At 32.0% G+C, this 25,752-nt stretch carries 24 protein-coding genes, 1 tRNA gene and 1 other annotated feature; all 25 genes read right to left on the bottom strand.

Annotation, left to right across the window (positions count from 1 at the left end):
- Positions 1–7: 7 nt before the first annotated feature.
- Positions 8–565 carry an elongation factor P gene (gene efp / locus ACY3JM_RS05550; protein ID WP_463082188.1) on the bottom strand — a complete coding sequence of 186 codons (558 nt, stop codon included), beginning with the start codon at positions 563–565 and terminating at the stop codon, positions 8–10.
- 22 nt (positions 566–587) lie between these two features.
- Positions 588–1,661 (bottom strand): M24 family metallopeptidase, encoded by a 1,074-nt coding sequence (locus ACY3JM_RS05545; protein WP_463082189.1) that lies wholly within the window; start codon positions 1,659–1,661, stop codon positions 588–590.
- A 24-nt stretch (positions 1,662–1,685) separates the two neighbouring features.
- Positions 1,686–6,479 (bottom strand): secretin N-terminal domain-containing protein, encoded by a 4,794-nt coding sequence (locus ACY3JM_RS05540; protein WP_463111117.1) that lies wholly within the window; start codon positions 6,477–6,479, stop codon positions 1,686–1,688.
- Position 6,480: 1 nt separating this feature from the next.
- Complete coding sequence (locus ACY3JM_RS05535; protein WP_463082191.1) at positions 6,481–7,053, bottom strand: hypothetical protein; 573 nt, start codon at positions 7,051–7,053, stop codon at positions 6,481–6,483.
- Between the two features lie 10 nt (positions 7,054–7,063).
- On the bottom strand, positions 7,064–7,636 hold the full coding sequence (locus ACY3JM_RS05530) for a type IV pilus inner membrane component PilO (protein ID WP_463082192.1): 573 nt from the start codon (positions 7,634–7,636) through the stop codon (positions 7,064–7,066).
- Positions 7,633–8,187, bottom strand: coding sequence for a PilN domain-containing protein (locus tag ACY3JM_RS05525; protein ID WP_463082193.1), 555 nt, complete (start codon positions 8,185–8,187; stop codon positions 7,633–7,635). The genes ACY3JM_RS05530 and ACY3JM_RS05525 overlap by 4 nt, the downstream gene beginning before the upstream one ends.
- A 4-nt stretch (positions 8,188–8,191) precedes the next feature.
- Positions 8,192–9,184, bottom strand: coding sequence for a type IV pilus biogenesis protein PilM (gene pilM / locus ACY3JM_RS05520; RefSeq protein ID WP_463082194.1), 993 nt, complete (start codon positions 9,182–9,184; stop codon positions 8,192–8,194).
- A 72-nt stretch (positions 9,185–9,256) separates the two neighbouring features.
- Positions 9,257–10,459, bottom strand: coding sequence for a hypothetical protein (locus ACY3JM_RS05515; RefSeq protein ID WP_463082195.1), 1,203 nt, complete (start codon positions 10,457–10,459; stop codon positions 9,257–9,259).
- Between the two features lie 13 nt (positions 10,460–10,472).
- A complete protein-coding gene (locus ACY3JM_RS05510; protein ID WP_463082196.1) occupies positions 10,473–11,027 on the bottom strand; it encodes a PilW family protein in 555 nt (184 codons plus the stop codon).
- The gene (locus ACY3JM_RS05505; RefSeq protein ID WP_463082197.1) at positions 11,024–11,416 is read right to left on the bottom strand and encodes a type IV pilus modification PilV family protein; all 393 of its coding nucleotides are present in this window, start codon (positions 11,414–11,416) and stop codon (positions 11,024–11,026) included. Before ACY3JM_RS05505 ends, ACY3JM_RS05510 begins: the two co-directional genes overlap by 4 nt.
- The gene (locus ACY3JM_RS05500) at positions 11,394–11,870 is read right to left on the bottom strand and encodes a type II secretion system protein (RefSeq protein ID WP_463082198.1); all 477 of its coding nucleotides are present in this window, start codon (positions 11,868–11,870) and stop codon (positions 11,394–11,396) included. Before ACY3JM_RS05500 ends, ACY3JM_RS05505 begins: the two co-directional genes overlap by 23 nt.
- Positions 11,867–12,640: a prepilin peptidase gene (locus ACY3JM_RS05495; RefSeq protein WP_463111116.1), complete on the bottom strand. Its 774-nt coding sequence runs from the start codon at positions 12,638–12,640 to the stop codon at positions 11,867–11,869. The genes ACY3JM_RS05500 and ACY3JM_RS05495 overlap by 4 nt, the downstream gene beginning before the upstream one ends.
- Positions 12,641–12,644: 4 nt before the next feature.
- Complete coding sequence (gene thrS / locus ACY3JM_RS05490) at positions 12,645–14,555, bottom strand: threonine--tRNA ligase (protein ID WP_463111115.1); 1,911 nt, start codon at positions 14,553–14,555, stop codon at positions 12,645–12,647.
- A 64-nt stretch (positions 14,556–14,619) separates the two neighbouring features.
- Positions 14,620–14,841: a binding site (T-box leader), on the bottom strand.
- Between the two features lie 5 nt (positions 14,842–14,846).
- Positions 14,847–14,921: transfer RNA gene (locus ACY3JM_RS05485), tRNA-Val, on the bottom strand.
- A 13-nt stretch (positions 14,922–14,934) separates the two neighbouring features.
- A complete protein-coding gene (ruvX, locus tag ACY3JM_RS05480; RefSeq protein WP_463082201.1) occupies positions 14,935–15,375 on the bottom strand; it encodes a Holliday junction resolvase RuvX in 441 nt (146 codons plus the stop codon).
- Entirely contained in the window at positions 15,372–17,978 is a 2,607-nt protein-coding gene (gene alaS / locus ACY3JM_RS05475) for an alanine--tRNA ligase (protein ID WP_463082202.1), read from the bottom strand. Before alaS ends, ruvX begins: the two co-directional genes overlap by 4 nt.
- 265 nt (positions 17,979–18,243) lie before the next feature.
- Positions 18,244–19,170 carry a tetratricopeptide repeat protein gene (locus tag ACY3JM_RS05470; protein ID WP_463082203.1) on the bottom strand — a complete coding sequence of 309 codons (927 nt, stop codon included), beginning with the start codon at positions 19,168–19,170 and terminating at the stop codon, positions 18,244–18,246.
- Entirely contained in the window at positions 19,170–19,562 is a 393-nt protein-coding gene (acpS, locus tag ACY3JM_RS05465) for a holo-ACP synthase (RefSeq protein ID WP_463082204.1), read from the bottom strand. The genes ACY3JM_RS05470 and acpS overlap by 1 nt, the downstream gene beginning before the upstream one ends.
- Before the next feature lie 5 nt (positions 19,563–19,567).
- Entirely contained in the window at positions 19,568–21,397 is a 1,830-nt protein-coding gene (glmS, locus tag ACY3JM_RS05460) for a glutamine--fructose-6-phosphate transaminase (isomerizing) (RefSeq protein WP_463082205.1), read from the bottom strand.
- Between the two features lie 193 nt (positions 21,398–21,590).
- The gene (locus ACY3JM_RS05455; RefSeq protein ID WP_463082206.1) at positions 21,591–22,928 is read right to left on the bottom strand and encodes a phosphohexomutase domain-containing protein; all 1,338 of its coding nucleotides are present in this window, start codon (positions 22,926–22,928) and stop codon (positions 21,591–21,593) included.
- A complete protein-coding gene (locus tag ACY3JM_RS05450) occupies positions 22,925–23,326 on the bottom strand; it encodes a hypothetical protein (protein ID WP_463082207.1) in 402 nt (133 codons plus the stop codon). The genes ACY3JM_RS05455 and ACY3JM_RS05450 overlap by 4 nt, the downstream gene beginning before the upstream one ends.
- Positions 23,323–24,336: an AmmeMemoRadiSam system radical SAM enzyme gene (gene amrS, locus ACY3JM_RS05445; RefSeq protein ID WP_463082208.1), complete on the bottom strand. Its 1,014-nt coding sequence runs from the start codon at positions 24,334–24,336 to the stop codon at positions 23,323–23,325. The genes ACY3JM_RS05450 and amrS overlap by 4 nt, the downstream gene beginning before the upstream one ends.
- Before the next feature lie 3 nt (positions 24,337–24,339).
- A complete protein-coding gene (gene amrA, locus ACY3JM_RS05440) occupies positions 24,340–24,867 on the bottom strand; it encodes an AmmeMemoRadiSam system protein A (protein WP_463082209.1) in 528 nt (175 codons plus the stop codon).
- A gap of 15 nt (positions 24,868–24,882) precedes the next feature.
- Positions 24,883–25,299 carry a 30S ribosomal protein S9 gene (rpsI, locus tag ACY3JM_RS05435; protein ID WP_463082210.1) on the bottom strand — a complete coding sequence of 139 codons (417 nt, stop codon included), beginning with the start codon at positions 25,297–25,299 and terminating at the stop codon, positions 24,883–24,885.
- A gap of 14 nt (positions 25,300–25,313) precedes the next feature.
- Complete coding sequence (rplM, locus tag ACY3JM_RS05430; protein WP_463082211.1) at positions 25,314–25,742, bottom strand: 50S ribosomal protein L13; 429 nt, start codon at positions 25,740–25,742, stop codon at positions 25,314–25,316.
- Positions 25,743–25,752 lie beyond the last annotated feature (10 nt).

The following is a 25,752-nucleotide window of genomic DNA, read 5'->3' as shown; positions in this document are numbered from 1 at the left end:
TTAAAATCTATGCTCTTTCAACATATTTTGCATAACGAGTATCCACTACAACTTTATCTCCAATTTGTATAAATAAAGGGACCTGTATTACTAATCCCGTTTCTAATTTTGCAGGTTTTGATCCACCCGAAACTGTATCTCCTCTAAGACCTGGATCAGTTTCTATAACCTCTAAAACAACTGTAGTAGGAAGCTCTATACCAATAGGATTTCCTTCATAAAAAAGCACACTAACGATAGTTCCTTCTTTTAAGTATTTAATTGCATCTCCTAATTGCTCCTCAGTGAGCATATGTTGTTCATAGGTTTCATGATCAATAAAATAATACTCATCTCCTTGTTTGTAAAGAAATTCTGCTTCTCTTTTATTAATAAAAGCTTGAGGAACATATTCATCTGATTTAAATGTTTTTCTCAATACATTTCCTGTTTTCAAGTTCTTTAATTTTACTTTGACTGTTGCCTGACCCTGAGCCATATGTACATGTTGGTATTCAAGTACTATATATATTTCTCCATCTAATTCAATAGTAAGACCAGGATAAAAATCATTTACTGAAATCATCTTTTTTATTACCTCCCTTTCCCTATATTATTATAAGTTCGTTAGTAAAACTATTTAATATAGTTGCCTTTTCCTCTTCAACAACTACCATATCTTCAATTCTTACCCCAAACCTTCCAGGAATATAAATACCAGGTTCAACAGTAACTACCATATTTTTCTTTAGAACCCAATTTCCTTTTGGGGATAACCTTGGTAATTCATGTATTTCAAGTCCTATACCATGCCCAAGGCCATGACCAAAATAATTTCCATAACCATTTTCTTGAATTATATCACGAGAAACTTTATCTACAAAACTACTTTCTATACCTTCTTCTATTACTTCTTCTGCCCTTTTCTGTGCTTCAAGAACAATATTGTATATTAATAGTTCTTCTTCAGTTGGGTTTCCGATATACACGGTTCTTGTAATATCCGAATGATATCCCTTATAAACAGCCCCAAAATCAAATACAATAAACTCATTTCCATATATCTTTTTATTGCTCGCCTTTCCATGAGGAAGTGCAGCTCTTGGTCCTGATGCCACAATTGTATCAAAAGCTATTTTCTCACTACCTTTTTTTGCCATTTGATACTCTAATTCTATTGCTAAATCTCTTTCAGATATACCTGGCTTTATAATTTCTAATACTTCTTCAAAAGCCTCTTCTGCAATTTTTAAAGCTGTTTTTATTTTCTCTATTTCATTATCATCCTTAACCATTCTCATCTCCTCTACCCAATTTTCTACTGGAATCAACTCAATATTCAATAAACTTTCAATCAATTTTTTATACTTAAAATAATTGAATGATTGTCCCTCAAAAGCTATTCTCTTAAAATCTTCTTTTTTTGAAAGATCCTTTAAGAAGGAGAATAAATTCACATCACCATTAATAAGAACAGGCTCCACCATATCAACTTCCTGGTGTACTTGTTCCCAATACCTTGAATCAACTAATATGTAACCCCCCTCCTTCAGAAGCACAAGTTCAGCTGTTGAGCCCGTAAATCCTGTAAGGTATCTAATATTCACTATACTACTAATAACAATCCCATCTATTTTTTCTTTATTTAGTTTATTTTGTATTTCTCTAAGTCTTGTATTCATAAAATATTTATCCTCATTTTTATCTTATTCTATTGTCTTAGGAGTTATAAGTATAATAAGCTCCTTCTGAACATTTTGAGTCTTCCTTGCTTTAAAGAGTTCTCCAAGAATTGGGATATCTCCTAAGAGTGGTACCTTAGACATACTTTCAATTTCTTCTTGTCTTAACAAACCACCTAAGGCAAGAGTTTCACCATTCTTCAAGTTAACTATGGTTTGAGCTTCTCTGGTCGATATTATAGGTACATCTCCATCCTTTCCTGCATAACCACTTATTGTGCTAACCTGAGGCTTAATATTTGCAGTAATAGTACCATCAGGATTTATAGTAGGTGTTACATCAAGTATTATTCCCACATCTATATATGTAATTGATCTATTACCTTGAGCATCATAAGATACCAATGGTACCCTATCACCTATCATAATTCTTGTAGCTTTACCACTTATAGTTGTCATACTTGGTTGAGCAAGTATTTTAGCTTTATTTTGGGTCTCTAAGGCCTTTATAGTAGCAAGCACACTTTCAGGATTTATAATACTTAACTTCAGATCTTGCCAACCAACATTAGCTTCTATTTTAATACCTGTACCTATATTTTGTGTACCCCACGCTATACCTATATCCTTTACATTTTCTCTTGATACCTCTACTATTTGAACATCTACTTTTACTTGTGGGGTTGGCTTATCAAGTTTTGCTATCATATTTTCCACAGCTGTAACTTGGTCTACAGGACCTTGAACCAACAAAAATCCTGAGGTTTGATCATAATAGAAGGATACATCTTTGGCAAGACCTGAAACTACAGATTTTAATGTATCTAAGGATATATATTTTAGCTTATACTCTTTTGTAATAGTTTGTACTCCCTCTTTAGCTGTTATAACTGGTGGCACATAAGGTCTAACATATGTCACAACACCCACTTTTTCAAAGGTTATATTTCCTATTCTACTCAATATATCAATAGTATCTTGTAACTCTACCCTGTTTAGATAGAGATCTACTTCTCCTACTACCTTTGGATCTATCACAAAGTTAATATCTGCTTTCTTACCAAGCTCCCTTAATACTTCCCTTATATCTGCCTTCTTCAAATCACAGCTTACATATATCTTCCCTTCTTCTTTCTCTACACTTAATAACTCCTTCGCTACTACTACCTCTTCCCCTTTCCTCTCCACATCTATCCTGCTTATTAGATCATCAAGTACCTTCAAGTCCTCTTCCTTTCCTTGGGCTATTAATAACCTCGTCTTACTATCATAACTTAAGCTTATGTTCTTTACTAATGCCCCTCCTACTCTCTCTATGTCTGATATGTCTATATATTTCAATACATATATCTTCGTCTTCGCTGTCTCTACTGGTACCGCTACCTTCTCCTCTTGCATCTTCACATAGGTCACTTTATCATCCCTCGTTATGCTTATCTTCGCTGCCTTCTGGAGTATGTTCAATACCTCCGATAACTCTACCCTGTTTAGATAGAGATCTACTTCTCCTACTACCTTTGGATCTATCACAAAGTTAATATCTGCTTTCTTACCAAGCTCCCTTAATACTTCCCTTATATCTGCCTTCTTCAAATCACAGCTTACATATATCTTCCCTTCTTCTTTCTCTACACTTAATAACTCCTTCGCTACTACTACCTCTTCCCCTTTCCTCTCCACATCTATCCTGCTTATTAGATCATCAAGTACCTTCAAGTCCTCTTCCTTTCCTTGGGCTATTAATAACCTCGTCTTACTATCATAACTTAAGCTTATGTTCTTTACTAATGCCCCTCCTACTCTCTCTATGTCTGATATGTCTATATATTTCAATACATATATCTTCGTCTTCGCTGTCTCTACTGGTACCGCTACCTTCTCCTCTTGCATCTTCACATAGGTCACTTTATCATCCCTCGTTATGCTTATCTTCGCTGCCTTCTGGAGTATGTTCAATACCTCCGATAACTCTACCCTGTTTAGATAGAGATCTACTTCTCCTACTACCTTTGGATCTATCACAAAGTTAATATCTGCTTTCTTACCAAGCTCCCTTAATACTTCCCTTATATCTGCCTTCTTCAAATCACAGCTTACATATATCTTCCCTTCTTCTTTCTCTACACTTAATAACTCCTTCGCTACTACTACCTCTTCCCCTTTCCTCTCCACATCTATCCTGCTTATTAGATCATCAAGTACCTTCAAGTCCTCTTCCTTTCCTTGGGCTATTAATAACCTCGTCTTACTATCATAACTTAAGCTTATGTTCTTTACTAATGCCCCTCCTACTCTCTCTATGTCTGATATGTCTATATATTTCAATACATATATCTTCGTCTTCGCTGTCTCTACTGGTACCGCTACCTTCTCCTCTTGCATCTTCACATAGGTCACTTTATCATCCCTCGTTATGCTTATCTTCGCTGCCTTCTGGAGTATGTTCAATACCTCCGATAACTCTACCCTGTTTAGATAGAGATCTACTTCTCCTACTACCTTTGGATCTATCACAAAGTTAATATCTGCTTTCTTACCAAGCTCCCTTAATACTTCCCTTATATCTGCCTTCTTCAAATCACAGCTTACATATATCTTCCCTTCTTCTTTCTCTACACTTAATAACTCCTTCGCTACTACTACCTCTTCCCCTTTCCTCTCTACATCTATCCTGCTTATTAGATCATCAAGTACCTTCAAGTCCTCTTCCTTTCCTTGGGCTATTAATAACCTCGTCTTACTATCATAACTTAAGCTTATGTTCTTTACTAATGCCCCTCCTACTCTCAAAATATCTTGTAAATCAATATATTTAAGAACATATAATTTAGTTAATATAGGCTGAACCACTGTAGGGGCTGTTTGTATTTCCTTAGGTTTAACATAATAGGTCTTCCCTACTTTTTCCATATCAAAATTGGCAAGCCTTTGTAAAATAGTAAGAACTTCATCCAGTGGTACTTTATTTACAAATAGATCTACACTTCCTGAAATCTTTGGATCTATTACAAAATTAAACTCTGTTTTCTTTGCTATCTCTTGGAGTATATCTCTTATATCAGATTTTCTAAGATCTGCGGTAACATAATAAACATCACTAATTTTATCTATCTTAACAAGTTCTTTTATCTCTAAAATAGGTATTGAAGGAGCTTCACCCTTAGGTACACTTACTATTATAAAACCTCCTTCTCTTATCTCATATGTGTATCCTAAACTTCTAATAATAAGATCTATAGCTCTATCTAAGGAAACTTTGTTTAAGGTAAGATATAAACCTCCAGAAATATCTTTTGAAAATATTATATTCCTACCCGTTTTTTGTGCTATTTCTTGAAGAATATCTTTAATATCTTCTCCCTTCGCATTAAGAGAAACAAGATATGTATCTTCAAACCTTTCAACTTGAACCTTACCTACTCCCTTTGTCTCGGCAACTTTTTCAGATGGTATATCTAAAATTTTGATGGCATTCTCTATCTTCGGAAATTCTGTTGATGGAGCTGAAACTATTAGCCAATTTCTCGTATCATCAGAATCAAAAATTGCAGTTTTAGATGTTTTGGATAGAATTTCCTTAGCCTTTTGGCTTTCAAAATATCTAAGTTGATATACCTTTGTAACTAAATCTCTACTTTCAATTTTTTGAAGCTTATCAAGGTTCGCTACAATAATTACTTCTCCTTGTTCCACATATCCAAGATCCGATGATGCAAGTAAGGCGTAAAAAGCATCTCTAAATGGAATATCTTTTAAATAGACACTTATTCTTCCTTGGACACCAATATCCGTTATTATATTAAGTCCCGCCAACTGCCCCATTGCCTTTAAAACATCTCTTATTTCAGCCCTATCAAAAGAAACTGAAATCTTTTGCTGGAATTTATCTTTTACCTCTACAGGCTTAGGATGTTCCAATTTGGTTTCTACTTTTTGTTCTTCTTGTACTTCTCTAGTTTTTATCTCAGTTATCTTTGGAGTCTCTTCCTTTTCTGGTGCTTCTATAGTCTTCTGACTCACAATCTTTGTGGTTGTTGGAACAACTTTGGCTAAAACATCTTCTGTCCCTATATATATTTTATTATCAGCTGATTTTGCAGATATTGCAGGAAAAGAAGTCTTCAAGTCAATTACTATCCTTGTAACAAACGGTTTAGTACTAAATTGAGAAGTTCTAATTGAAATAATAGGACTGGAATTTACAGGTATAACCTTAGAGCCAAGTTTGTTTATCGTATCATTTAAATCAATAACAAATCTTAAAGGATTTTTAAGGAGCGAGCTTTTAAAATCTGGGGCTTTATTAGAAAACTCTAACACTATAAGATTGGGCTTATAATTCTTATCAATCTTTATATTCAAAAGAGTATTTTCTATTGAAGAAATCTGTTTAATAGATGAAGTTTCTTCTTTGGAATAAGCACCTGAAGGACTTAGTGTAATTTTTAAAATTCCAGAAGTAGAAGTAACTGAATACTTAGGTAAGGATCCTATAAAATTTATTACAAGTATAGTATTATTTTTATTTTGAGAGAGTTCTAAATTAGTCAAAAATCCTTTATTTATTTCAACATTTTTTGATACAGTTTTTATCTGAGTATCATAAAAAGTTACCACAATTTTTGAGGCAGATTGTTTAATATCATATTTTGGTACCGAAGTAGTTGAAAAATAAATATTTATATTTATGGTACCACCACTACCATCTTCTACTTGAATTCCCACTAAACTTTTTAAACTATTTTGAGCAAATATCCCCCCAATTAACAAAAAGTTTATAAACAGAATCAAAGAAATTAATTTTCTTATGTGAGACAAACTATTCACCTCCCAGTTTAATAGTAGTTGTTTCTTTTCCTTTCCTTAAAATTACCGAATTTTCCAAGATCTTTTCCAGGTATATATCCCCCCTAAACAATTCTCCTTCTCTTATGATATAGCCCCTATCACCTTCTTCTATAATCGCATAACTTTTATCCCAACTTCTTATTATTCCTGTAAGCTTAAAATTGCTATACCAAGTTTTAGTAACAGAAGAAGACTGTGGTACTATAGAAATTCTCGTAGTTGCTTGAGGTAAAGACGATATCTTAGGCTGTGGTTTTGGATTTAAGTCAATAACAGGTAAAAAAGGATTACTTCTTCCTAAAGCAACATTTGAATAAGTAAAGACTACTCCTATTTGTTCAGTAAGAGTTTCTAATATTTCAGCAAAAGTATAAGTACCTGTTGTAGTTTTTGCCTTAGGTGTTGTTATAACAGGTTCCTCTTGGGGAGTTAATACATAATTTGCCACAATATAGTATCCTCCAATCGCACCTACAATAATAAAAAGACTTATAAGGACTATTAATCTTTGTTTTGGATCATTAAATATACTTTTAATATCCATATTTCCCCACCTATTTAATTATAAATGTAGACAATATGAAGGAAAATTTTAGTTCTTTAGCAGTTGTATCTACAGGATCAATTTTTAAATCCTTTAAAAGAATAATACGAGGTGCTGTCTTTAGCTTAGCTAAAAATAAGAGAAATCCACCATAACCACCTTGTAAGTCCACACTATAATTTCTTTCTTCATAAAGAGGTTTTGGAGCCTCTTTTTTCCCCTCTTGTGAGGTAGGCTGAGGTTGTTCTTGTACTTGAATTGGCTTAAAACTATTTACAGAAAGCTTTGATTCTTTACATATAGTCTCTACAAAAGCTAAAAGATGAGGAAGATCTTCTTTTGTAGGTAACTTCTGTTGTAATTCAGCAAATTTCTGCAAAGATTCTTTAAATTTCTCCCACTCTTCTAAGCTCTTTTTGTAATTCAGCTGATACTTAAGAAGCATCTGACGATTATTATCAATGCTTTCCACTAATGTGTTTTTTTCATTCTCTAAAGATTTATATACAAGAAAGTAAAATCCAACAACAATAACAAATAAAAAAATACCTATAATTATCCATATATTTATATTTGGTTTCATCTTTCACCCCTCTTATACTGAGCAGCTATCCTAAAATTAATAGCAATAACTGGAGGCTGTCCAACCTTCTGAGCAAAACCCAAGGTAATTTTATCCATAAGATTGGTTTTTTCTAATTGATCTAAAAAAATTGCTATATCTTTGTAGCTTACAGCAAATCCCTCGATATTTACATTATCTGAAGAATCTAAGCTAAAACTTTTAATCCAAAGATTTTTAGGAGTAATTCCATTTATAGTCTCAAAAATATCAACCCAAGATATCTCTTTAGAAGAAATCTCATTTAATAAATTTATCTTTTCTTCATATTGTTTTTTTATGTCTTGCAATTTTTGTAATTCTTTTATTCTTATTTTAAGATCATTTATTTGGGCTTCAAGAGAAGTATTTTCGTTTCTTAAATTATTAACTTCAGATGAAAGATTAAAATAAAGAACAATCTCTCCAAATAGAAGTAATATCCCAATCACAGTAATAAGAATACCTAAAAAGGGAATTCTTATTGCCTCTTTTTTCTTAGCTTCCTTCGGTAAAAGGTTAATCTTAAACATATTCCTACATCCTTCCCCAGAAAAATAGTCCTATAGGTACTACCCAAGAAGAAAGATCTTCTAAAAATGATTTATCTTGCTTTTTTGCATTTACTATTACGTCAGAGCTAAGAGTCAATGGGGCTACTTCTGATGGTACATTTAAGAGAGCCTCTAAAAGATCCACAAAATCTTTATTTTTAGCATTGCTTCCCATAACTATAGCTTGATCTATATGTTCCTCTGGAAACTGTAGAAAGAAAAAATTAATAGATTCTTGAATTTTTCTTACAAAATCTTCCAAAATAAAAGACTTTGTAAGCTCATCTACTCCTTCTTCATGTGGATTCCATTCTTCCATAATAGTGCTTCTAAAAAATATGGGTTGATTATCCTTTAGCACAACAAATTCTGCAATATTATCGTGAGTATACAAGAACAAGGTATTACCCTTAGGAAGCTCTTTTCTATTAAATACTACTGATCTTACAGCCGAAAAAATACTTATATCTACTACCTCTAAATTTAGCCCTAAGGATTTTACTATCTCCAAATATGGATTTATGACTTCTTTTGGTACTGCAACCAGCATTACTTTACATTCTTTACTTCCTTCCCTCTCTATTACATCAATAATCTCTAAATCGTACACTATATCTTCCTCAGAAAATGGAATATACCTATCAAGCTCCCATTTTATGGCCTCTCTAAGTTCTTCTTCTGGCATATAAGTAAAATTAAAAAATCTTACCACCACATTTAAAGATGGTATAGCTATATATGTTTTTGGGTTCTTTACTTTCAATACTTTTAAGTCCTTTTTGAGAGTTTCTACTATTTTGGAAATATCTAAGGATTGACCCCCTTGAAAAATGTCAGGTGAAAAAAGAAAAGAAACTGCATTTTTAATTACAATCTTCTTATCTTTTCTCCTCCCCCCATATACTAATCTTACAGGATTTCCTAATTCAATACTCAAAATAGGCTCTTCTGAAGAAAATAAATTAAAAATCCCCATCTTTCCCTTCCTTTCAACCTCTCCCTGAATAAGATTTTATTTTAATACAAAAGATATAAATAGACAACTCTTTTAAAATTCATTCCATGAAAGAATCTTTAATTTTGTCTTTGTAGCTTTTACTACATTTGTTATGCCATGAGATTGCATGATATTTTCGATATAACTTCTATTGTGTTTTATAGTACTATTACCTCCAATTCTTACAGCCTCACCTATACTGGTACCTTCTATAATAGGATCTCCAAATATAGAAAGATCATCTGTAACAGAGTCAACTTTTGCTGCATATAATATCCCCCTTATTTTATTCCCAGTACCTGTAATCTTTACATCTCCTTTTACAATAACCATCCCTTGAAACTCAACATTCCCAGCCATCCTAGCATTACCATCTATATATATCACCAACGTCCATGTCAACCAAGTATTAGTGGCAGAATTGTACCAATTAGGATTACTCTTTGCATAATCAACTAAATTCTTTAAATCTACTATTCCCCCAGATCTGTAAAGACCTTGTGACATAGCTACCCCTTTAAGATAATCCTCATTTAAGGTTGGCATAGAAAGGGAATTATCATTTGCAATAACGTCTATTCCTAATACAGGAGAATAAGAACCATTTATAAGTGGAGGATTACTTAAATCTACAGGACCATTAGAATATATTGCAGTATCAAAAGTCCCATCAGGCAATCTCTCTCCTTCAATAACTGCAGCTTTTCCAGAAAAATTAACAGAAGTTCCTGCAAAGACTGCAAATTTAAATGGATCAAGAGTTATTTCAGTATTATTCCCATATACTTCAAGTTTCCTAATAACCCTATAATTATCTATGGATGGTACATAGCCTTCACATCTTATCTTATATATGGGATAATCGATTAAAACTCCTCCTGAATTTAATTTTGAAAAGGTATATGAAACAGTAACATTATATTCACCAACAGATATAGAACCTATATTATAGCTAAATTTAAATAAATCTCCGTTAGTATAAGTCATTGTATAGGATAATAGATTACTACTGTTGTCTATTCTTCTTAAAGTAAGGGTCAAAAATGCTAAATCTGGGTTAGAATTTATTATATAAAAAGCCTGTTGAAGACCTGATTGAGCTAAATAAAAGGCTTGATTACTCTCAAGAGTCCTTCTTGTAATAACATTTTCTGAGGGTATAAGTTGAACAATAATTAACCCCAATACAAATATAAAGATAACGATACTCATTAATATCACTAATTGTCCCTTTTCTTTATTATTAGAAAACATTTTTTTCTTCCCCCTATTTTAAGTAATAAGTGTTTTTTATAGGGAGAAATATTGAAAAAGTCAAGGTATAATCAACAACATTATCTTTATTTCCGTCAAATTTAAGTACCACTTGAACAATTTGAGCATTCCTTGGAGAAACAATATTCCCAGAATCATCATAATAAAAAAATATAGGAGGTATAACCTTGAAATCACTTTCTGTTAGGGGATTATTACCTACCCATAAGTTCCCCTGTTTTACTTGTCTTCTGAGAATACCATTATTATCTATATAATATCTTATAGTAGATAATGTAGACGAAATAGGATTAGTACTAAAGTCATAATAAGTATAACTAAATATTAAATTACCACCATCTGAAGTACTATCAATAATAGATGCTTTTTTAACTTCCCTAATAAGTCTCTCTGCCACTAATCTTGCATTTCTTTGATATTGTATCTTTTTATTTATAAACTGATATCCTAAGGAACCTGTGGTTAAGAAACTCACCACAAGAGCAACTATTATAAGGGATATGGAAACACCAATTAAAAGTTCAATTAAAGTAAAGCCCTTTTTCATAATTTAGCCCTAAAAAATTCAATTCTAAATTCTTTATTTTCTTTACCTTCAATCCAAGATGCTTCTAATCTTATGAATCTTCCCCATGTAAGAGTATTATCTATTGTACATGTAATAGTATATACCATGTTTTTATCCTTTACAACCTTAGGATAATTAGAAGTTATATAGCTATCTAAAATAGTATAACTTTTTGAAAAAATTAACTCTGCCTCTTTTGAAAGGATATAGTTAGCATTAATAAGGTTCTCTACCTTCGGAGCATTATAAAAAGTTACAAAATACATTTGTAAAATTCCTACGATTGCTATTAAAAGTACCGCTCCAGCTATCAATGCCTCTAATACACTAAAACCACTATATTTACTAATCTTCTGGCATTTTATCACTTATATATATCCTCCCTGTAGCAGGAGTTACTACTACATATTTTCTCATATTTTTATACCTTATTACAACAGTTCCCCCTGAAGAAGGAATTCCCAGCCTATTAAAGTAAACATACTCATTTACTCCAAAAACTGAAGAAACAAGATCTATATTTTCTTCTCTCAGATCAATTATTTTCGTAATTTTATAAAAATTACTTTTTTTATCATAACATTTTAAAACAATCTTGTCTATAGAAGGAAAGAAAAATAAAATGTTTGGAGTACCCTCATCACAAGAATATGCACTATCTCTAAGTTCTACAAGCTCTTTTAATATTAATATAGCACAACTATTCAGATTAGCTCTATCTAAGCTTGCAATTGTAACATGGAAAGAAATATAGGATAAAATTCCAATAATAATAACAGTTATTAAAAGTTCTATCAGTGTATATCCGTTTAAATTTGTCATTTAATAAAAAAAGAAATATAAAGACTTATTATAGACTCTCCCCAAAATAAAGATATAAATGATCCCGAGATTAGAAAAGGACCAAAAGGTATAGCAGTTTTTAAGTCTTTATTTTTAAATAGCAAAATAAAGACGGATATAACACCTCCTAAAATGTAACTCAAAAATAAAGCTAATAAGGATAGTTTTAATCCAAGAAAACTTCCCAAAAAAAATCCCAACTTTATATCTCCCTGTCCCATGCCTTCTTCTTTTAATATTAAAAGAGCACCTAAATATATTAAAAGTAATATTCCCCCAAAAACAATGCTTCCTAAAATGCTTTGGTAAATCTTACCTTCTAATAAAGAGAGAAAAAAACCTATTCCTAAACCAGCAAAAGATAAAACGTCAGGAATCAACATATGTTCGATATCTATAAAAAAGATTGGCAAAAGGAATGAGAAAAGTATTAATATTTTAAAACAGTGAAAAGACCATCCATATACCCAAAAAGATAGGGCAAAAAATATTGCAGTAAGGGTCTCAACCAAGGGATATCTTATAGAAATCTTTGCTCTACAGTATCTACATTTCCCTTTAAGAAATATATAACTGAAAATAGGTACAAGGTCCTTCGGTGCTAATTTATGATTACAAGAAGGACAACGAGAAGAAGGAAATAAAATAGATTCTTTTCGAGGAAGTCTATATATCAAAACATTTAAGAAACTACCGACAGCACTCCCCAGCAAAAAAAACCAGATAGTAAAAAGAATCTTAAATAACATTTATTTATCCTCCTATAAGGCTTTTTTTGGTATTTATCTCGTCTGAAAGCTTGTTAATAATGACATTAAGTTCAAAAACCCCTAAATCTTGATTATGGGTCCTTACACTTACCTTCCTTTCTGCCTTTTCCTTATCCCCTACTATAAAGATATAGGGTATTTTATTATTTATAGCCTTTCTAAGCTTATAATTCAACTTGGCTTGATCTAAATCAACTTCTACCCTAAAGTCATTTTCTTTTAAAATCTTAGCAATCTCTAAGGCATAATCTTCATGCTTTTCTGATATAGGAAGAATAGCAATTTGAACAGGTGCAAGCCATAAAGGAAATCTTCCACCATATTGTTCTATAAGAATACCTATAAATCTTTCATAGGAACCTAATATTGCTCTATGTATCATAACAGGTCTTTTCTTTGTTCCATCAGAAGCATCATAGGTTAAATCAAATCTTTCTGGCAAATTAAAATCCACTTGAATTGTAGGACCTTGCCATCTTTTTCCAAGTAACCCCCTTAACTTTAAATCAATCTTAGGACCATAAAAAGCACCTTCACCTTCAGCAACTTGATAACTAACCCCTACACTCTCTAAAGCATTTTTAAGAGCTATTGTTGCTTTTTCCCATATTTCATCAGATCCAATATATTTTTCGGGTCTCGTAGAAAGAGTAATTTCATATTCATTTAAGCCAAAACTTTTTAACATAAAAAATACAAAATCTAATACTCTTTTAATCTCATCTTCCAATTGTTCTTCTGTACAGAAAATATGTGCATCATCCTGAGTAAAACCTCTGGCTCTCTCAAGTCCATATAATACTCCTGATCTTTCATATCTATAAACAGTTCCCATTTCAAAAAATCTAAGAGGTAAATCCCTATAACTTCTTACAGTAGACCTATATATAAGAACATGTCCTGGACAATTCATAGGTTTTACAGCATAATCTTTTTCGTCTACTTGTAAAAAAAACATATTTTCTCTATAATTATCCCAATGACCTGATATTTTCCACAAATCAGCTTGCATTAAATGGGGAGTAATAACTGGTAAGTAACCTCTTTTTAAATGTTCTTTTCTTTCAAATTCTTCAATAATCAGTCTTAATAAAGCTCCTTTTGGTGGATAAAAAATTAAGCCTGGACCAGCTTCTTCAAAGGTATTAAATATCCCAAGTTCTCTTCCTACTTTTCTATGATCCCTCTTTAATGCTTCCTCCCTTTCTTTTAGGTAATCATTTAATTCTTTCTCAGAAGGAAAAGATATACCATAAATTCGTTGCAACATAGGATTATTTTCATTTCCTTTCCAATAAGCACCAGAAGTACTTAATAACTTTATAGCTTTTACTTTTCCCGTAGAAGGTAAATGAGGACCCTTACAAAGATCTATAAAATTACCTTGTCTATAAAAAGATATTTTTTCTCCTTCTGGTATTTCCTCAAGAAGCTCTAATTTAAAATTCTCTTCTAATTCTTCTAATAATTTTCTTGCTTCATCCCTTGTTAACTCTATTCTTTCTATAGGTATATCCTTCTTTATTATCTCCTTCATTCTTTCTTCTATTTTTTCTAAATCCTCCTGAGTAAAAGGAGTGTCTTTATAAAAATCATAATAAAACCCATCTTCTATAGCAGGTCCAATTCCTAATTTAACCTCTGGAAACAATTCTTTTACTGCATGAGCCAAAATATGAGAAGAAGTATGCCAATAAATACTTTTCCCCTCAGCATCATCCCAATCCACAATTTCCACTACACTACCAAAAGGAGGAATTATCTTCAGATCAGTTAAAATACCATTAATCCTTGCTCCTAATATTATATCTTCTAAACCTTCTTCCCTTAATGCATCCAGCAAACTGCCTTTTTTCTCCCAACTTTTATTTTTATATACCATTTTCCAACTCATAATATTCCGACCTCCCGTTTAATTTTTCACTATTTATTCTACAAATAAAAAAGCTCTCGTCCCATTAAAGGACGAGAGCTCCCGTGGTTCCACCTTAATGGATCTAAAAAAGATCCACTCTTGATCTTTAACGGAATCACCCGTCACTGCTTACTTTTCCATTAATGGAATTTCAACAGGAAGCTCCAAGGTGGTTTTCATCTATTTCAGATATGGAAGACTTCCAGCTTCTCGTCTTCCTCTCTGTATATCTGAAATAGATTACTTTCCTCTTCTTCGCCTTTTCTCTTATGGTGGGCGCGGGTGGGATTGAACCACCGACCCCTACCGCGTCAAGATAGTGCTCTCCCACTGAGCTACGCGCCCTTACAATGCAAAATTATACCTTTTCTTGTTCTTCGATGTCAAGTTGTATGGATGACAAAAACTTTTGTAGTATAATTATTGCTGACTGCTTATTCTTAATAATCTTTCTATCCTTTCTTTTAACATTAGCCTCTATTAAAACCCTCTCTACCTCCATAGTAGTGAATCTTTCATCTACTAAATAGGTTTTGATTTTAAATTTTTCTTCTATTTTCTTAGATAATTCTTTTATTTTTTCTGTTTTCTCATTCTCATGTCCTCTTAAGCTTATCGGATAGCCAATCACTATCCCTTCAATATCATATCTTTGAAGTATACCTTTGAGATAGTCGAAAAAGGATTTTTCGTTTTTAAACTCTATAACATCTAATCCTTGAGCTATAACCCCTAACGGATCAGAAATAGCAAAACCTATATATTTTTCTCCCCAATCTATTCCAAGATATCTACTCATTTGTTTTTAAAATAATCCTTCAAATATTCCTTAATTCTTGTGATATCTATTTTAGGAATATTAAACTGTGCTAATGTATCCCTTCCTCCACCTCTTCCTTTAAACTCTTCTGTTATTACTCTTACTATATCTTTAGCAAGAATATTTCTATCTACTAACTTAGGACTTATCATAACTGTACCTGTAAAACGTCCATCAATCTCTTTTAGAAAAACTATAACAAGATTTTCTTTTTTACTCTTTAAATAATCTCCCAATCTTTTTATAGCCTCATTATCCATGTCAACAATTTCACAAAGTATAGCTATATCCCTAATCATCTCAATTTTATTTAGTAAATTAGAGGATTCTTTTTTAATTATTTCTTCCTCTAGATTTTCTATCTTTTTATCTTTTTCTTTTAACTCTGAAATTAATCTTTCAATTCTTAAAGGTATTTCTTCCATATTATTTGCACCTAATAAATCCATAGACTTTTTAAGAATACTTTCCTTTTCTTTCTGATATTCCCAAGCTTTAATTCCACATACTGCAAATATCCTTCTTATTCCACTCCCAATTCCTTCTTCTCTGAAAATGTAAAAACTTCCTATCTCTCCCGTATAATCTACATGAGTACCACCACAAAGCTCCATACTAACATCCTCAATTTTAATGACCCTAACATCCTTCTGATACTTTTCAGTAAATAAAGCTATTGCTCCCATTTTTCTTGCTTCATCTAATGTAGTCCAGAATTTATCAACTTTAAAATTTGATAAAATATTTTTATTTATCTCTCTCTCAATAAGTCTCAATTCCTCATCTATTATAGGAGAATGGTGAGTAAAATCAAATCTTAAAAATTCTGGAGAAACTAAAGATCCAGATTGCATAATATGATTACCTAAAATCTTCCTAAGAGCTGAATGTAATAAATGGGTGGCAGTATGATGTCTCATAGTATGATATCTTCTTTCTTTATCTACTTCTGCCTTAACCTTCATCCCTTCCTTAAAGATTCCTTTAACTACTTTTCCTTTATGAAGAATAAATTTATCTCCAAGTTTTCTTACATCAGAAACTATTACCTCCACATTATCATTAAATACCTTGCCAGTATCTGCAACTTGACCTCCACTTTCTGGATAAAATGGTGTTTTATCTAATACAAAGTATACTTCTTCCTCTTCTTTTATTTCTTTATTATGTTTATTTCCTAAGAAAAAAAGAACGTTGCTTTCAGAAGAAAGAGTATCATATCCTACAAATTCAGTGTTAGGAATCTCCCTTAATTGATATACCTCATCATCGGATAATGATATGAATGTACTTTCAAGTTTTTCTTGAGTAGATAATCTTGCTTTCTCTCTTTGTTTCTCCATTTCTTTATTAAATCCTTCAATATCAACTTTAAATCCTACCTCTTCTGCAATTTCCTGCGTCAATTCAATAGGAAAACCATAAGTATCATAAAGTTTGAAAGCAAATTCACTATTAACAACTTTACTTGTAGATTTTCTAAAATAATCCTCCAAAAGATTAAGACCTTGCTCTAAGGTTCTTATAAATTGCTCCTCTTCTTTGATAAGTACTTTCATAATATAGTCAGATTTTTCTTCCAATTCAGGATAAGCATCTTCCATTACTTCTACAACAGTAGGCACAATTTTGTAAAGAAAAGGCTCTTTCACTCCTAACTTATAAGCTCTTCTTAATGCTCTTCTTATTAACCTTCTCAAAACATAGCCTCTTCCCTCATTAGTAGGAACCACACCATCACTCATAAGAAAAGTTATAGCTCTAATATGATCTGAAACCATTCTTTCTGTAACCAAATCAGAATCCTTAATAATTTCTTTTACCTTTTGAATAATTGGTTGAAAAAGATCTGTTTCAAAAACATTACTAACATTCTCAACAACTGTTACTATTCTCTCAAGCCCCATTCCTGTATCTATATTTTTCTGAGGTAAAGGAGAAAGTTTTCCCTCTTCATCCATATAGTAAGCCATAAATACTAAATTCCATATCTCCATAAAACGATCGCAAGGATCACCTGGCTTGCAATTTTCTTCCTCCTTAGATTTGGGACCAAAATCATAATATATCTCAGAACATGGACCACAAGGTCCCGTGGGTCCTGGAGGACCCCAGAAATTATCCACTTTTCCTAATCTTACTATTCTTTCTTTTGGAATTCCCATAATTTTATTCCAAATTTCAAAAGCCTCATCATCTTCCTCGTATACAGAAATCCAAATTCTTGATAAAGGAATCTCTAATTCTTTCGTCAAGAATTCATAAGCAAAACCAATCGCTTCCTTCTTAAAATAATCACCAAAAGAAAAATTACCAAGCATCTCTAAAAAAGTTAAGTGCCTTGGGGTAAGGCCGACCTTTTCTATGTCTGTAGTTCGAAAACATTTTTGAATTGTGGTAATACGCCTTTTAGGGGGTATACCTTGCCCTAAAAAATATGGTTTAAAAGGAACCATCCCAGCAGTGGTAAAAAGTAATGTGGGATCATCTGCAGGAACTAAAGATGCACTGGGTAAATGTAAATGGCCATTTCTAACGAAATATTGTGTAAATTTCTCTCTTATTTGTTGGCTTATTCTCATTTCTACAACCCCTCTAATGAAAGAATTTTTTTAAACAATTATTAAAAGCCCCGCTGTGCCGTGATGCCGAAGTCCTTGTGCCCCGTTCCACAATTTTGAGGCCTACCCTGCTTGGTTATGTAGCTCTTTAAGAGCCGCAATCCCAAGTCAGGAGATCAGCCTCCTGAAACAAGGTGTTGAGCCAGGACCACAGCATACACCACGCACACAGCAGGGCTTTCTAAATTGAATATACCACAAAACCAAACAAATTTCAATTACAACCCTATTTTTGTGGTAAGGTTACTTTCTGAAGTAGCACTGAAAGTCTAACTTTCGTCATAACTAAAATCTGCGGATCAGCTTTATCACCTAATTCTTCAATAATCTTATAAGTTTTTATGGCATCAATGATATTGTCTTCTTCTTCGTAAATAGTAGCTAAAATATACAAAGCATTTGAATTATCTTTATTCCTTTTAAGTACTTCCTTGATGTCTTTTTTAGCTTTATCAAATTTACGTAATCTTTTATACTCTAATGCTCTCTGTAAATAAAACCTATTTTCCTCACCACTTATAAAAAGCCCCTTTTTAAAGGTTTCTTCAGCTTCTTTTATTTTTCCTTCTTCTTCTTGAATAATACCTAAAACTATGTATAACTCCTCTTTGTCTTTATATTTTTTGATTTTTTCTTTCAATAATTTTTCAGCCTCTCTATATTTTTTAGCTGCCATAAACTTATAACTTTGGTCAATAGTCTCTAAGATCTCTTCAGCAGGTGTCTTGTAATTTAAAGCTATAAAAATAATTAGCCCGATAGTCATAATAACAACAACACTTCCTAAAAAAATTCTTTTTAATTTTCTTCTCCTTTTTTCATCCACTATTTCAACTATGTGCCACCACCAATACTCTTTAGGATAAAGATTAGATTTGTCCTTTAGTCTATTACTCTTTCTCATTATCTTATACAAAGAATTTATATTCTTCTTTAATTCGCCATCTATTTCACTCAATCGAGAAAGCTCTGGATCAATTGTAACATTTAATTTTTTCAGATCAATAAGCAATTCCTCTACTTCTTGTCTTAATGTCAAAAATTTTTCAATATATGACTCACTTTCTTTAAAATCAGGTACTATAAGTCTTCCAGAAATCTTCTTCAACTCTTCTAATTTATCCCTCAATTTTTCTAGAGGACTTTCTTTCATTATTTATCCCCTTTTATAGTTATTAAAACTACTGCAACTGCATATTTATGAGTATGAGAAATACTCACCTTTATATCTTTAACTCCTTTTTGAAGAGCAAATTCAAGAGCTTTATTCCTAAGATTAATCTCAGGCTTTCCACTTATTCCGTAAAGAATTTCCACATCTTTCCAATCCCAACCTGAATATCTCACACCAATGGCTTTTATAAAGGCCTCTTTGGCTGCAAAACGCGCAGCCAAAGAGGGATATAAATCTTTTTTCCCACTTAATTGCTCTAACTCTCTTAAAGAATATATCCTTTCTTTAAATCTTTTATATTTTTCACATAATTTCTTTATTCTTTCTATCTCAACAATATCCAAACCTACCTCAATAATCACGTTCTCCATATTATCTATTCTACCGTAACTGATTTTGCTAAATTTCTTGGCTGATCTATTTCTCTACCTAAATTATTAGCCATATAATAGGCAAAAAGCTGTAAAACAACAGCAGCTAAATATGGGTAATAAAAAGGATCAATATTAGGCATAGGAATCAAATCGTCTACCAAATTTAATAATTTTTCATCCTTTTCATTACCTATAGCTATAATTGGAGCTTTACGTGCCTTTGCTTCTTCTAAATTATTTACCATTTTAGAATAGGTCTCATCTTTATATACCAAACCAAAAACAGGAGTATCAGAATCTAAAAGGGCAATAGGACCATGCTTCATTTCTCCTGCAGGAACCGCCTCAGCATGTATATAAGATATCTCTTTAAGCTTTAATGCACCTTCCAAGGCTAATGGATAATTTTTACCACGAGCAAGATATAGAAAATTTCTTTTCAAATAATATTTATCCGAAATATTTTTTACAAGATTCTTTACACTATCTAAATAGTTTTCTAAATAAGTGGGCAGTAAATTCCAATTATCTAAATTAATATTTTCTTTTAAAACTTTAGCTTTTATATAATCTTTTAATAGACCTAACCATATTAATTGAGCTATAAAAGTTTTTGTAGCCGCTACCCCAATCTCAACTCCAGCTTTAAGCCCTATTACATAATCGCTTTCCCTTGCAATAGTACTTTGGGTATTATTCACTAAAGATAAAACTTTAAAACCTTTCTCTTTCAAATTTTTAACTGCTGTAATCACATCTGCTGTCTCACCAGACTGACTTATAGCAATAAAAAGAGTATTTTGAGGAACCTTTAGCGATCTGTAATAGATCTGTGATGCGAGTTCTATATCTACAGAAAAAGGAAGCTCTGATTCCCATAGAAATTTTGCAAAATAGCCTGCATGATATGATGTACCACAAGCAATTATGAAAGTATGTTGAACTTTATCCCATTCAATATTACTCTCCTTTAACTCTTTAATTTCAAAAACATTATCGTACCTTTCTAAATTAGAAATAATTCTTCTTGCAACAGAAGGTTGTTCAAATATCTCTTTAAGCATAAAATGAGGGTAACCATCTTTCTCAGCCCTTATATTATCTTGGGGTATTTTTATTGGATTAATTGTAATTAATTTACTCTTATCACCTGTCACATGGAATATCTCTACTTTTTCGGGAGAAACCTTAGCAAATTCATTATCTTTTAAAAAATAAAAAGTATCTGTATACATACCTAAAGCAGGAATATCAGAAGCTATAAAATTCTCTCCTTTTCCATATCCTATAATCAGTGGACTTTGCCTTCTTATAGCAAAAAGTTCTCTATTTCTTCTCTTATCCATAACTAAAAAAGCAAAGGATCCTTCAAGTCTTCTGAAGATTTCTTCAATAGCCTCCTCTAAGCTAAGTTTTTCTTCTTCTAAAAGATACTCTAAAAGATGAACTGAAACTTCAGTATCTGTTTGACTTAAGAATTTATGACTTTTATTCTCTAAAAACTTTTTTACCTCTTTGTAGTTTTCAATTATTCCATTATGTACTAAGGCAATATTTTTTAAACAATCCACATGAGGATGTGCATTTTCGTAAGTAATACCACCATGAGTAGCCCATCTTGTATGACCAATACCAATATTTGAAATAGTAGAAAAATCTAAACTATTCTTAAGGTCTTGTACTTTTCCTACCACTTTTTTAATTTCTATCTCTCCATTTTTTATATAAGCAATACCAGCTGAATCATAACCTCTATACTCTAATTTCTCGAGACCCGATATTATATAAGGCAAAGAATTATTACTTCCTGTATATCCAAAAATACCACACATCTTTCTCCTCCTCCTTAAATTTTTCTGGGAGAAGGAGAATGTCCCTATAGCTACTTAGGGACCTTTTGTCCTGGTAGTCACCCACCAGTTTTGTGAGTCCCCTTAAGGCAGGTAGCTACTGCCTGGAGGCATCCGCCGAAAACCTCGATTAACCTCCACCTCGTCAACTTGCCTAAAAGGCAAGTCCTGGCGCTTAGATACTCAAATAACTTAAAATTTTCTCTTTAATATCTTTTAGAAAACAATCTAATTCCTTTTTAGGGACATCTCCTTCTAATGTGATTCTTAAAACTGGTTCTGTGCCAGATCTTCTTATAATAATTCTTATACTATTATCCTTTATCACCTCCTTAGCAATATCCATTATTCTTTTCTCATCATCTTCTGTAAGTTTTATTCCACTTATATTTATCTTATCATGTACTTGAGATAAAAGTTTTATTTCTTCCAACATTCTTACAAAATCATCTTTCATATGCTTAAAAATTTTTACTAAAAAAAGAGATGTGAGAATTCCATCTCCTGTAGGTAAATAATCAAAAAGAATTATATGGCCAGAAGTTTCTCCACCTAAATTTAAATCATGTTTTAGTATAGTCTCAAGTACATACCTATCACCAACATTTGCCCTAATAAGTTTTATACCTTTTTTATCTAAATACATCTCAAGCCCATAATTGGTCATAATTGTACCAACTACTTTGTTATTTCTTAGGATTCCTTGCCTTTTAAAATATTCTGCAAGAATACCCAAAATTTTATCTCCATCGATAATTTGATCTTTAAAGAATACTATAACTCTATCCGCATCTCCATCATATGTAAATCCTATATCAGCCTTACTTTCTATAAAAAGAGCTTTACCTATCTCTGGATATACTGCCCCACAATTTTCATTTATATTAAGACCATTATATTCAATATTATAAGCATACACTTCTGCCCCTAATTCTCTATAAATTTCAGGTGCCACATTAGATGCAGATCCATTAGCACAATCCAACATAATTTTAAAACCAGTGAAGTCTTCATTCACTACTTGTTTAAGATAATTTTTATATATTTCTTTTCCTTCATTAAATTGAAATATTCTTCCTATTTCATAAGGGTCTGCCCTGTAATAATTATCAGTTCCTTTCATGTATTCTTCAATCTTTTCCTCTACTTCATCAGGTAACTTAAATCCATCATTAGCAAAAATTTTTATACCGTTATATTTAACAGGATTATGGGAGGCTGAAATTACAATACCCAATAAAATATCTGGATTAGTTTTAACTAAATAAGATACAGATGATGTTGGCAATATTCCAGCATCTAATACATCTATACCACCTGAAGTAAGTCCTGCTGACAAAGCACTTTTTATCATATCACAAGATCTTCTCGTGTCTTGAGCAATAATAACCTTCTTGCCTCGAGAATTCTCAAAATAACCTAAAAGAGCTCTAGCTAATTTATACGCGAGCTCAGGAGTTAAAGCTTTATTAACAATACCTCTAATGCCATCAGTACCAAAAAGTTCTCTCACTTAATTTCACTCCTCTCCTTTTCCAAAATAACAATATCATATTTTTCATTTACCTCTTTACCTTGCCAAAAACCAACCACTTCAAAATTCTTTCTTACCTCACCAGTTACAATTAATTTTTCACCTTCAGCAGGAATTCCAGTAGTACTTAATACAGTAATCTGAAAGTTTTCAAAAGTAAGAGAATAGGCAGAATATATACTTCCCCATATACCATAAGGGTTTGTAGCCTCACCTTTTAGGGTTATTTCTTTCCCTATATATTTTTCTATATTTCTCCATTTCTCTCTCCATGGAGAGTCTTTTAACCAATCGTAATAACTATAACCAATAAAACATAATAAAAGAAATGAAAAAATTAAAAAATTTCTTATTCTTTTATTTTTAAAAAATTTCATGACAAATTACCCCCTACATATATAGGAAGTCCATAACCACAATAAGGACATTTATTATTGTGTCGTAAAAGATTTTTTCTTATAAAATATCCTTCTCTTACAATTAATTCACTACCACAAGAAGGACAATATGTAGTACTACCCCTAACATCCCTTACATTTCCAGTATATACATAATTTAATCTTTTTCTTCCTTCTTCATATGCAAAATTAATTATTTCAAGAGGAGTGGGAGGCTCTATAAATTTATATGCTGGAAAATATCTAGTAAAATGTAAAGGAATATCCTTACTAATTTCCGCTACCCATTCAATTAATCCGATTATTTCTTCCTTCTTATCATTATAATTTGTTATAATTAAATTTGTTAACTCAATGTGAATCTCTTTTTCAAAAGCCAAAAGTATAATTCTTTTTACCTTTTCTAAGTCTCCTTTACAAAGTTTTCGATAAAAATCAGGATTAATTGACTTAATATCTATATTCATAGCATCTATGAATGGAGCAATCTCTAAAAAAGGTTCTTCCTCAACAAATCCATTAGTCACAAAAACATTTTTTAAGTTATATTCTCTCGCGAGTTTAGAAACGTCAAAAACAAATTCGTACCATATAAAAGGCTCATTATATGTATAAGCTATTCCTATGGATTTATTTTTCAAAGCAATATTAACAAGAGTTTCTGGAGAAATCTCTTCTAAGTAAATTTCCTCTGGTAAAACTTGAGAAATACTCCAGTTTTGGCAAAAAGGACACTGAAAATTACAACCTGCTGTGCCCACAGAAAGAATCGAATTTCCTGGATAAAAATGGTATAGAGGTTTTTTTTCAATAGGATCTAAAGCAATAGAACTTACTTTTCCGTATATAAGAGTTACAAGAGTACCTTCTCTATTTTCTCTAACACCACATATTCCTCTTTTATTAGGATAAATTATACATTTATGAGGACATAAAAGACAGTGAACTTTCTTTTGATCTAATTTTTGGTAAAATAGAGCCTCTCTCATTAATCATTCCTTAAATCTTTGAACAGAAAACCTATATATTTTAAAATCCTCATCGGGATATATTCCAGCCTTAGCAAGAGCGATATTTAGCTGTTCTTCCACTGTATCCACACCTTCTAAATCAGGAAGTAATACCCCTTTTCTCCATCCTTTCTGAACTACAATACCATATCTTTTGGGATCAAGTTCTGTAATATTTTGAACTTCTTCCAAAGGGGAAAGAATATCTACAGAAATTTCTATATTATCTAACTCATCTAAGGACACAGGAGGAAATCGAGGATCTTCAGTAGCTGCACTTATAGCATTCCTTATAATTTCCTCAGCTATATTGGGAGTAGTAGGTAAAATAGTACCAATGCATCCTCTAAGCTCTCCATTTTGTCTTTTATGTAAAGACACAAATACACCTGATCTCCTTCTAAGAAGTTCATGAGGTAAATCCGAGGGAGGAGAAATTACTCTCCCCTCCCTGAGGTATGTCTCAATAGCTTTCCTTGCCAAAGAGACTATATGATAACCAATATCCATATAAATTCTTCCACATTAACGTTTTGAGTATTGAGGTGCTCTTCGTGCTCTCTTTAAACCATACTTTTTTCTTTCTTTTTCTCTTGGATCTCTCTTTAAAAGTCCCTCTTTCTTAAGAAGAGTTCTCCAATCAGCTTTTAAGGCAACAAGAGCCTTAGATATTCCATGAGCAAGAGCTTGAGCTTGAGCACTAACTCCTCCACCAATCGTTTGAGCTAAAACATCCACTTGATCTTTCATACCAGTAAGTTCCAAAGGCTTTTGTACCACTTTATGGAAAAAAATTCTCCCTCCAAAATACTCTTCCATTGGTTTATCATTAACTATTATTTTACCTTCTCCTGGAAATCTAAGCCAAACCTTTGCTCTTGCTGTCTTTCTGCCACCTACCTCATGAATTACTTTTACTTCCTGATTTGCAAACTCCAACATTTATCCCTCCCGTTTTATATATTCAGTTCTTTTGGCTTTTGTGCTTGATGTGGATGATCAGGTCCAGGATAAATCTTTAATTTCTTTAACATTTTTCTTCCTAATGGACCCTTAGGTAACATTCCCTTAACAGCCAGATATATTAACATCTCTGGCTTCTTAGCTTTTAATTCCTTAGCAGGAATTAATCTATGCCCTCCTGGATATCCTGAATGAAAGAAATAGATTTTTTGATTTTCTTTTTCTCCTGTAAGAACTACATCCTTAGCATTAATCACAATCACAAAATCCCCTGTATCCACATGAGGTGTAAAAATAGGTTTATGCTTACCCCTTAATATTTTAGCTATCTCTGAAGCAAGCCTTCCAAGAACTTTTCCTTTAGCATCAACCACATACCATTCTCTTTTTACCTCTTCTTTTTTTGCCATAAAAGTTTTCATTTTTAAATAT

The organism is Dictyoglomus sp. SSW, assembly GCF_055181335.1.
Note: the sequence above shows the minus strand (reverse complement) of the source record. Positions and strands in the feature narration are given on the sequence as shown.

What these genes read in the sequence shown, in the direction of transcription:
- efp (WP_463082188.1), bottom strand. Translation starts at nt 565, where the DNA reads ATGATTTCAGTAAATGATTTTTATCCTGGTCTTACTATTGAATTAGAT.
- ACY3JM_RS05545 (WP_463082189.1), bottom strand. Translation starts at nt 1,661, where the DNA reads ATGAATACAAGACTTAGAGAAATACAAAATAAACTAAATAAAGAAAAA.
- ACY3JM_RS05535 (WP_463082191.1), bottom strand. Translation starts at nt 7,053, where the DNA reads ATGGATATTAAAAGTATATTTAATGATCCAAAACAAAGATTAATAGTC.
- ACY3JM_RS05530 (WP_463082192.1), bottom strand. Translation starts at nt 7,636, where the DNA reads ATGAAACCAAATATAAATATATGGATAATTATAGGTATTTTTTTATTT.
- ACY3JM_RS05525 (WP_463082193.1), bottom strand. Translation starts at nt 8,187, where the DNA reads ATGTTTAAGATTAACCTTTTACCGAAGGAAGCTAAGAAAAAAGAGGCA.
- pilM (WP_463082194.1), bottom strand. Translation starts at nt 9,184, where the DNA reads ATGGGGATTTTTAATTTATTTTCTTCAGAAGAGCCTATTTTGAGTATT.
- ACY3JM_RS05515 (WP_463082195.1), bottom strand. Translation starts at nt 10,459, where the DNA reads ATGTTTTCTAATAATAAAGAAAAGGGACAATTAGTGATATTAATGAGT.
- ACY3JM_RS05510 (WP_463082196.1), bottom strand. Translation starts at nt 11,027, where the DNA reads ATGAAAAAGGGCTTTACTTTAATTGAACTTTTAATTGGTGTTTCCATA.
- ACY3JM_RS05500 (WP_463082198.1), bottom strand. Translation starts at nt 11,870, where the DNA reads ATGACAAATTTAAACGGATATACACTGATAGAACTTTTAATAACTGTT.
- ACY3JM_RS05495 (WP_463111116.1), bottom strand. Translation starts at nt 12,640, where the DNA reads ATGTTATTTAAGATTCTTTTTACTATCTGGTTTTTTTTGCTGGGGAGT.
- thrS (WP_463111115.1), bottom strand. Translation starts at nt 14,555, where the DNA reads ATGAGTTGGAAAATGGTATATAAAAATAAAAGTTGGGAGAAAAAAGGC.
- ruvX (WP_463082201.1), bottom strand. Translation starts at nt 15,375, where the DNA reads ATGAGTAGATATCTTGGAATAGATTGGGGAGAAAAATATATAGGTTTT.
- alaS (WP_463082202.1), bottom strand. Translation starts at nt 17,978, where the DNA reads ATGAGAATAAGCCAACAAATAAGAGAGAAATTTACACAATATTTCGTT.
- ACY3JM_RS05470 (WP_463082203.1), bottom strand. Translation starts at nt 19,170, where the DNA reads ATGAAAGAAAGTCCTCTAGAAAAATTGAGGGATAAATTAGAAGAGTTG.
- acpS (WP_463082204.1), bottom strand. Translation starts at nt 19,562, where the DNA reads ATGGAGAACGTGATTATTGAGGTAGGTTTGGATATTGTTGAGATAGAA.
- glmS (WP_463082205.1), bottom strand. Translation starts at nt 21,397, where the DNA reads ATGTGTGGTATTTTTGGATATACAGGAAGTAATAATTCTTTGCCTTAT.
- ACY3JM_RS05450 (WP_463082207.1), bottom strand. Translation starts at nt 23,326, where the DNA reads ATGAAATTTTTTAAAAATAAAAGAATAAGAAATTTTTTAATTTTTTCA.
- amrS (WP_463082208.1), bottom strand. Translation starts at nt 24,336, where the DNA reads ATGAGAGAGGCTCTATTTTACCAAAAATTAGATCAAAAGAAAGTTCAC.
- amrA (WP_463082209.1), bottom strand. Translation starts at nt 24,867, where the DNA reads ATGGATATTGGTTATCATATAGTCTCTTTGGCAAGGAAAGCTATTGAG.
- rpsI (WP_463082210.1), bottom strand. Translation starts at nt 25,299, where the DNA reads ATGTTGGAGTTTGCAAATCAGGAAGTAAAAGTAATTCATGAGGTAGGT.
- rplM (WP_463082211.1), bottom strand. Translation starts at nt 25,742, where the DNA reads ATGAAAACTTTTATGGCAAAAAAAGAAGAGGTAAAAAGAGAATGGTAT.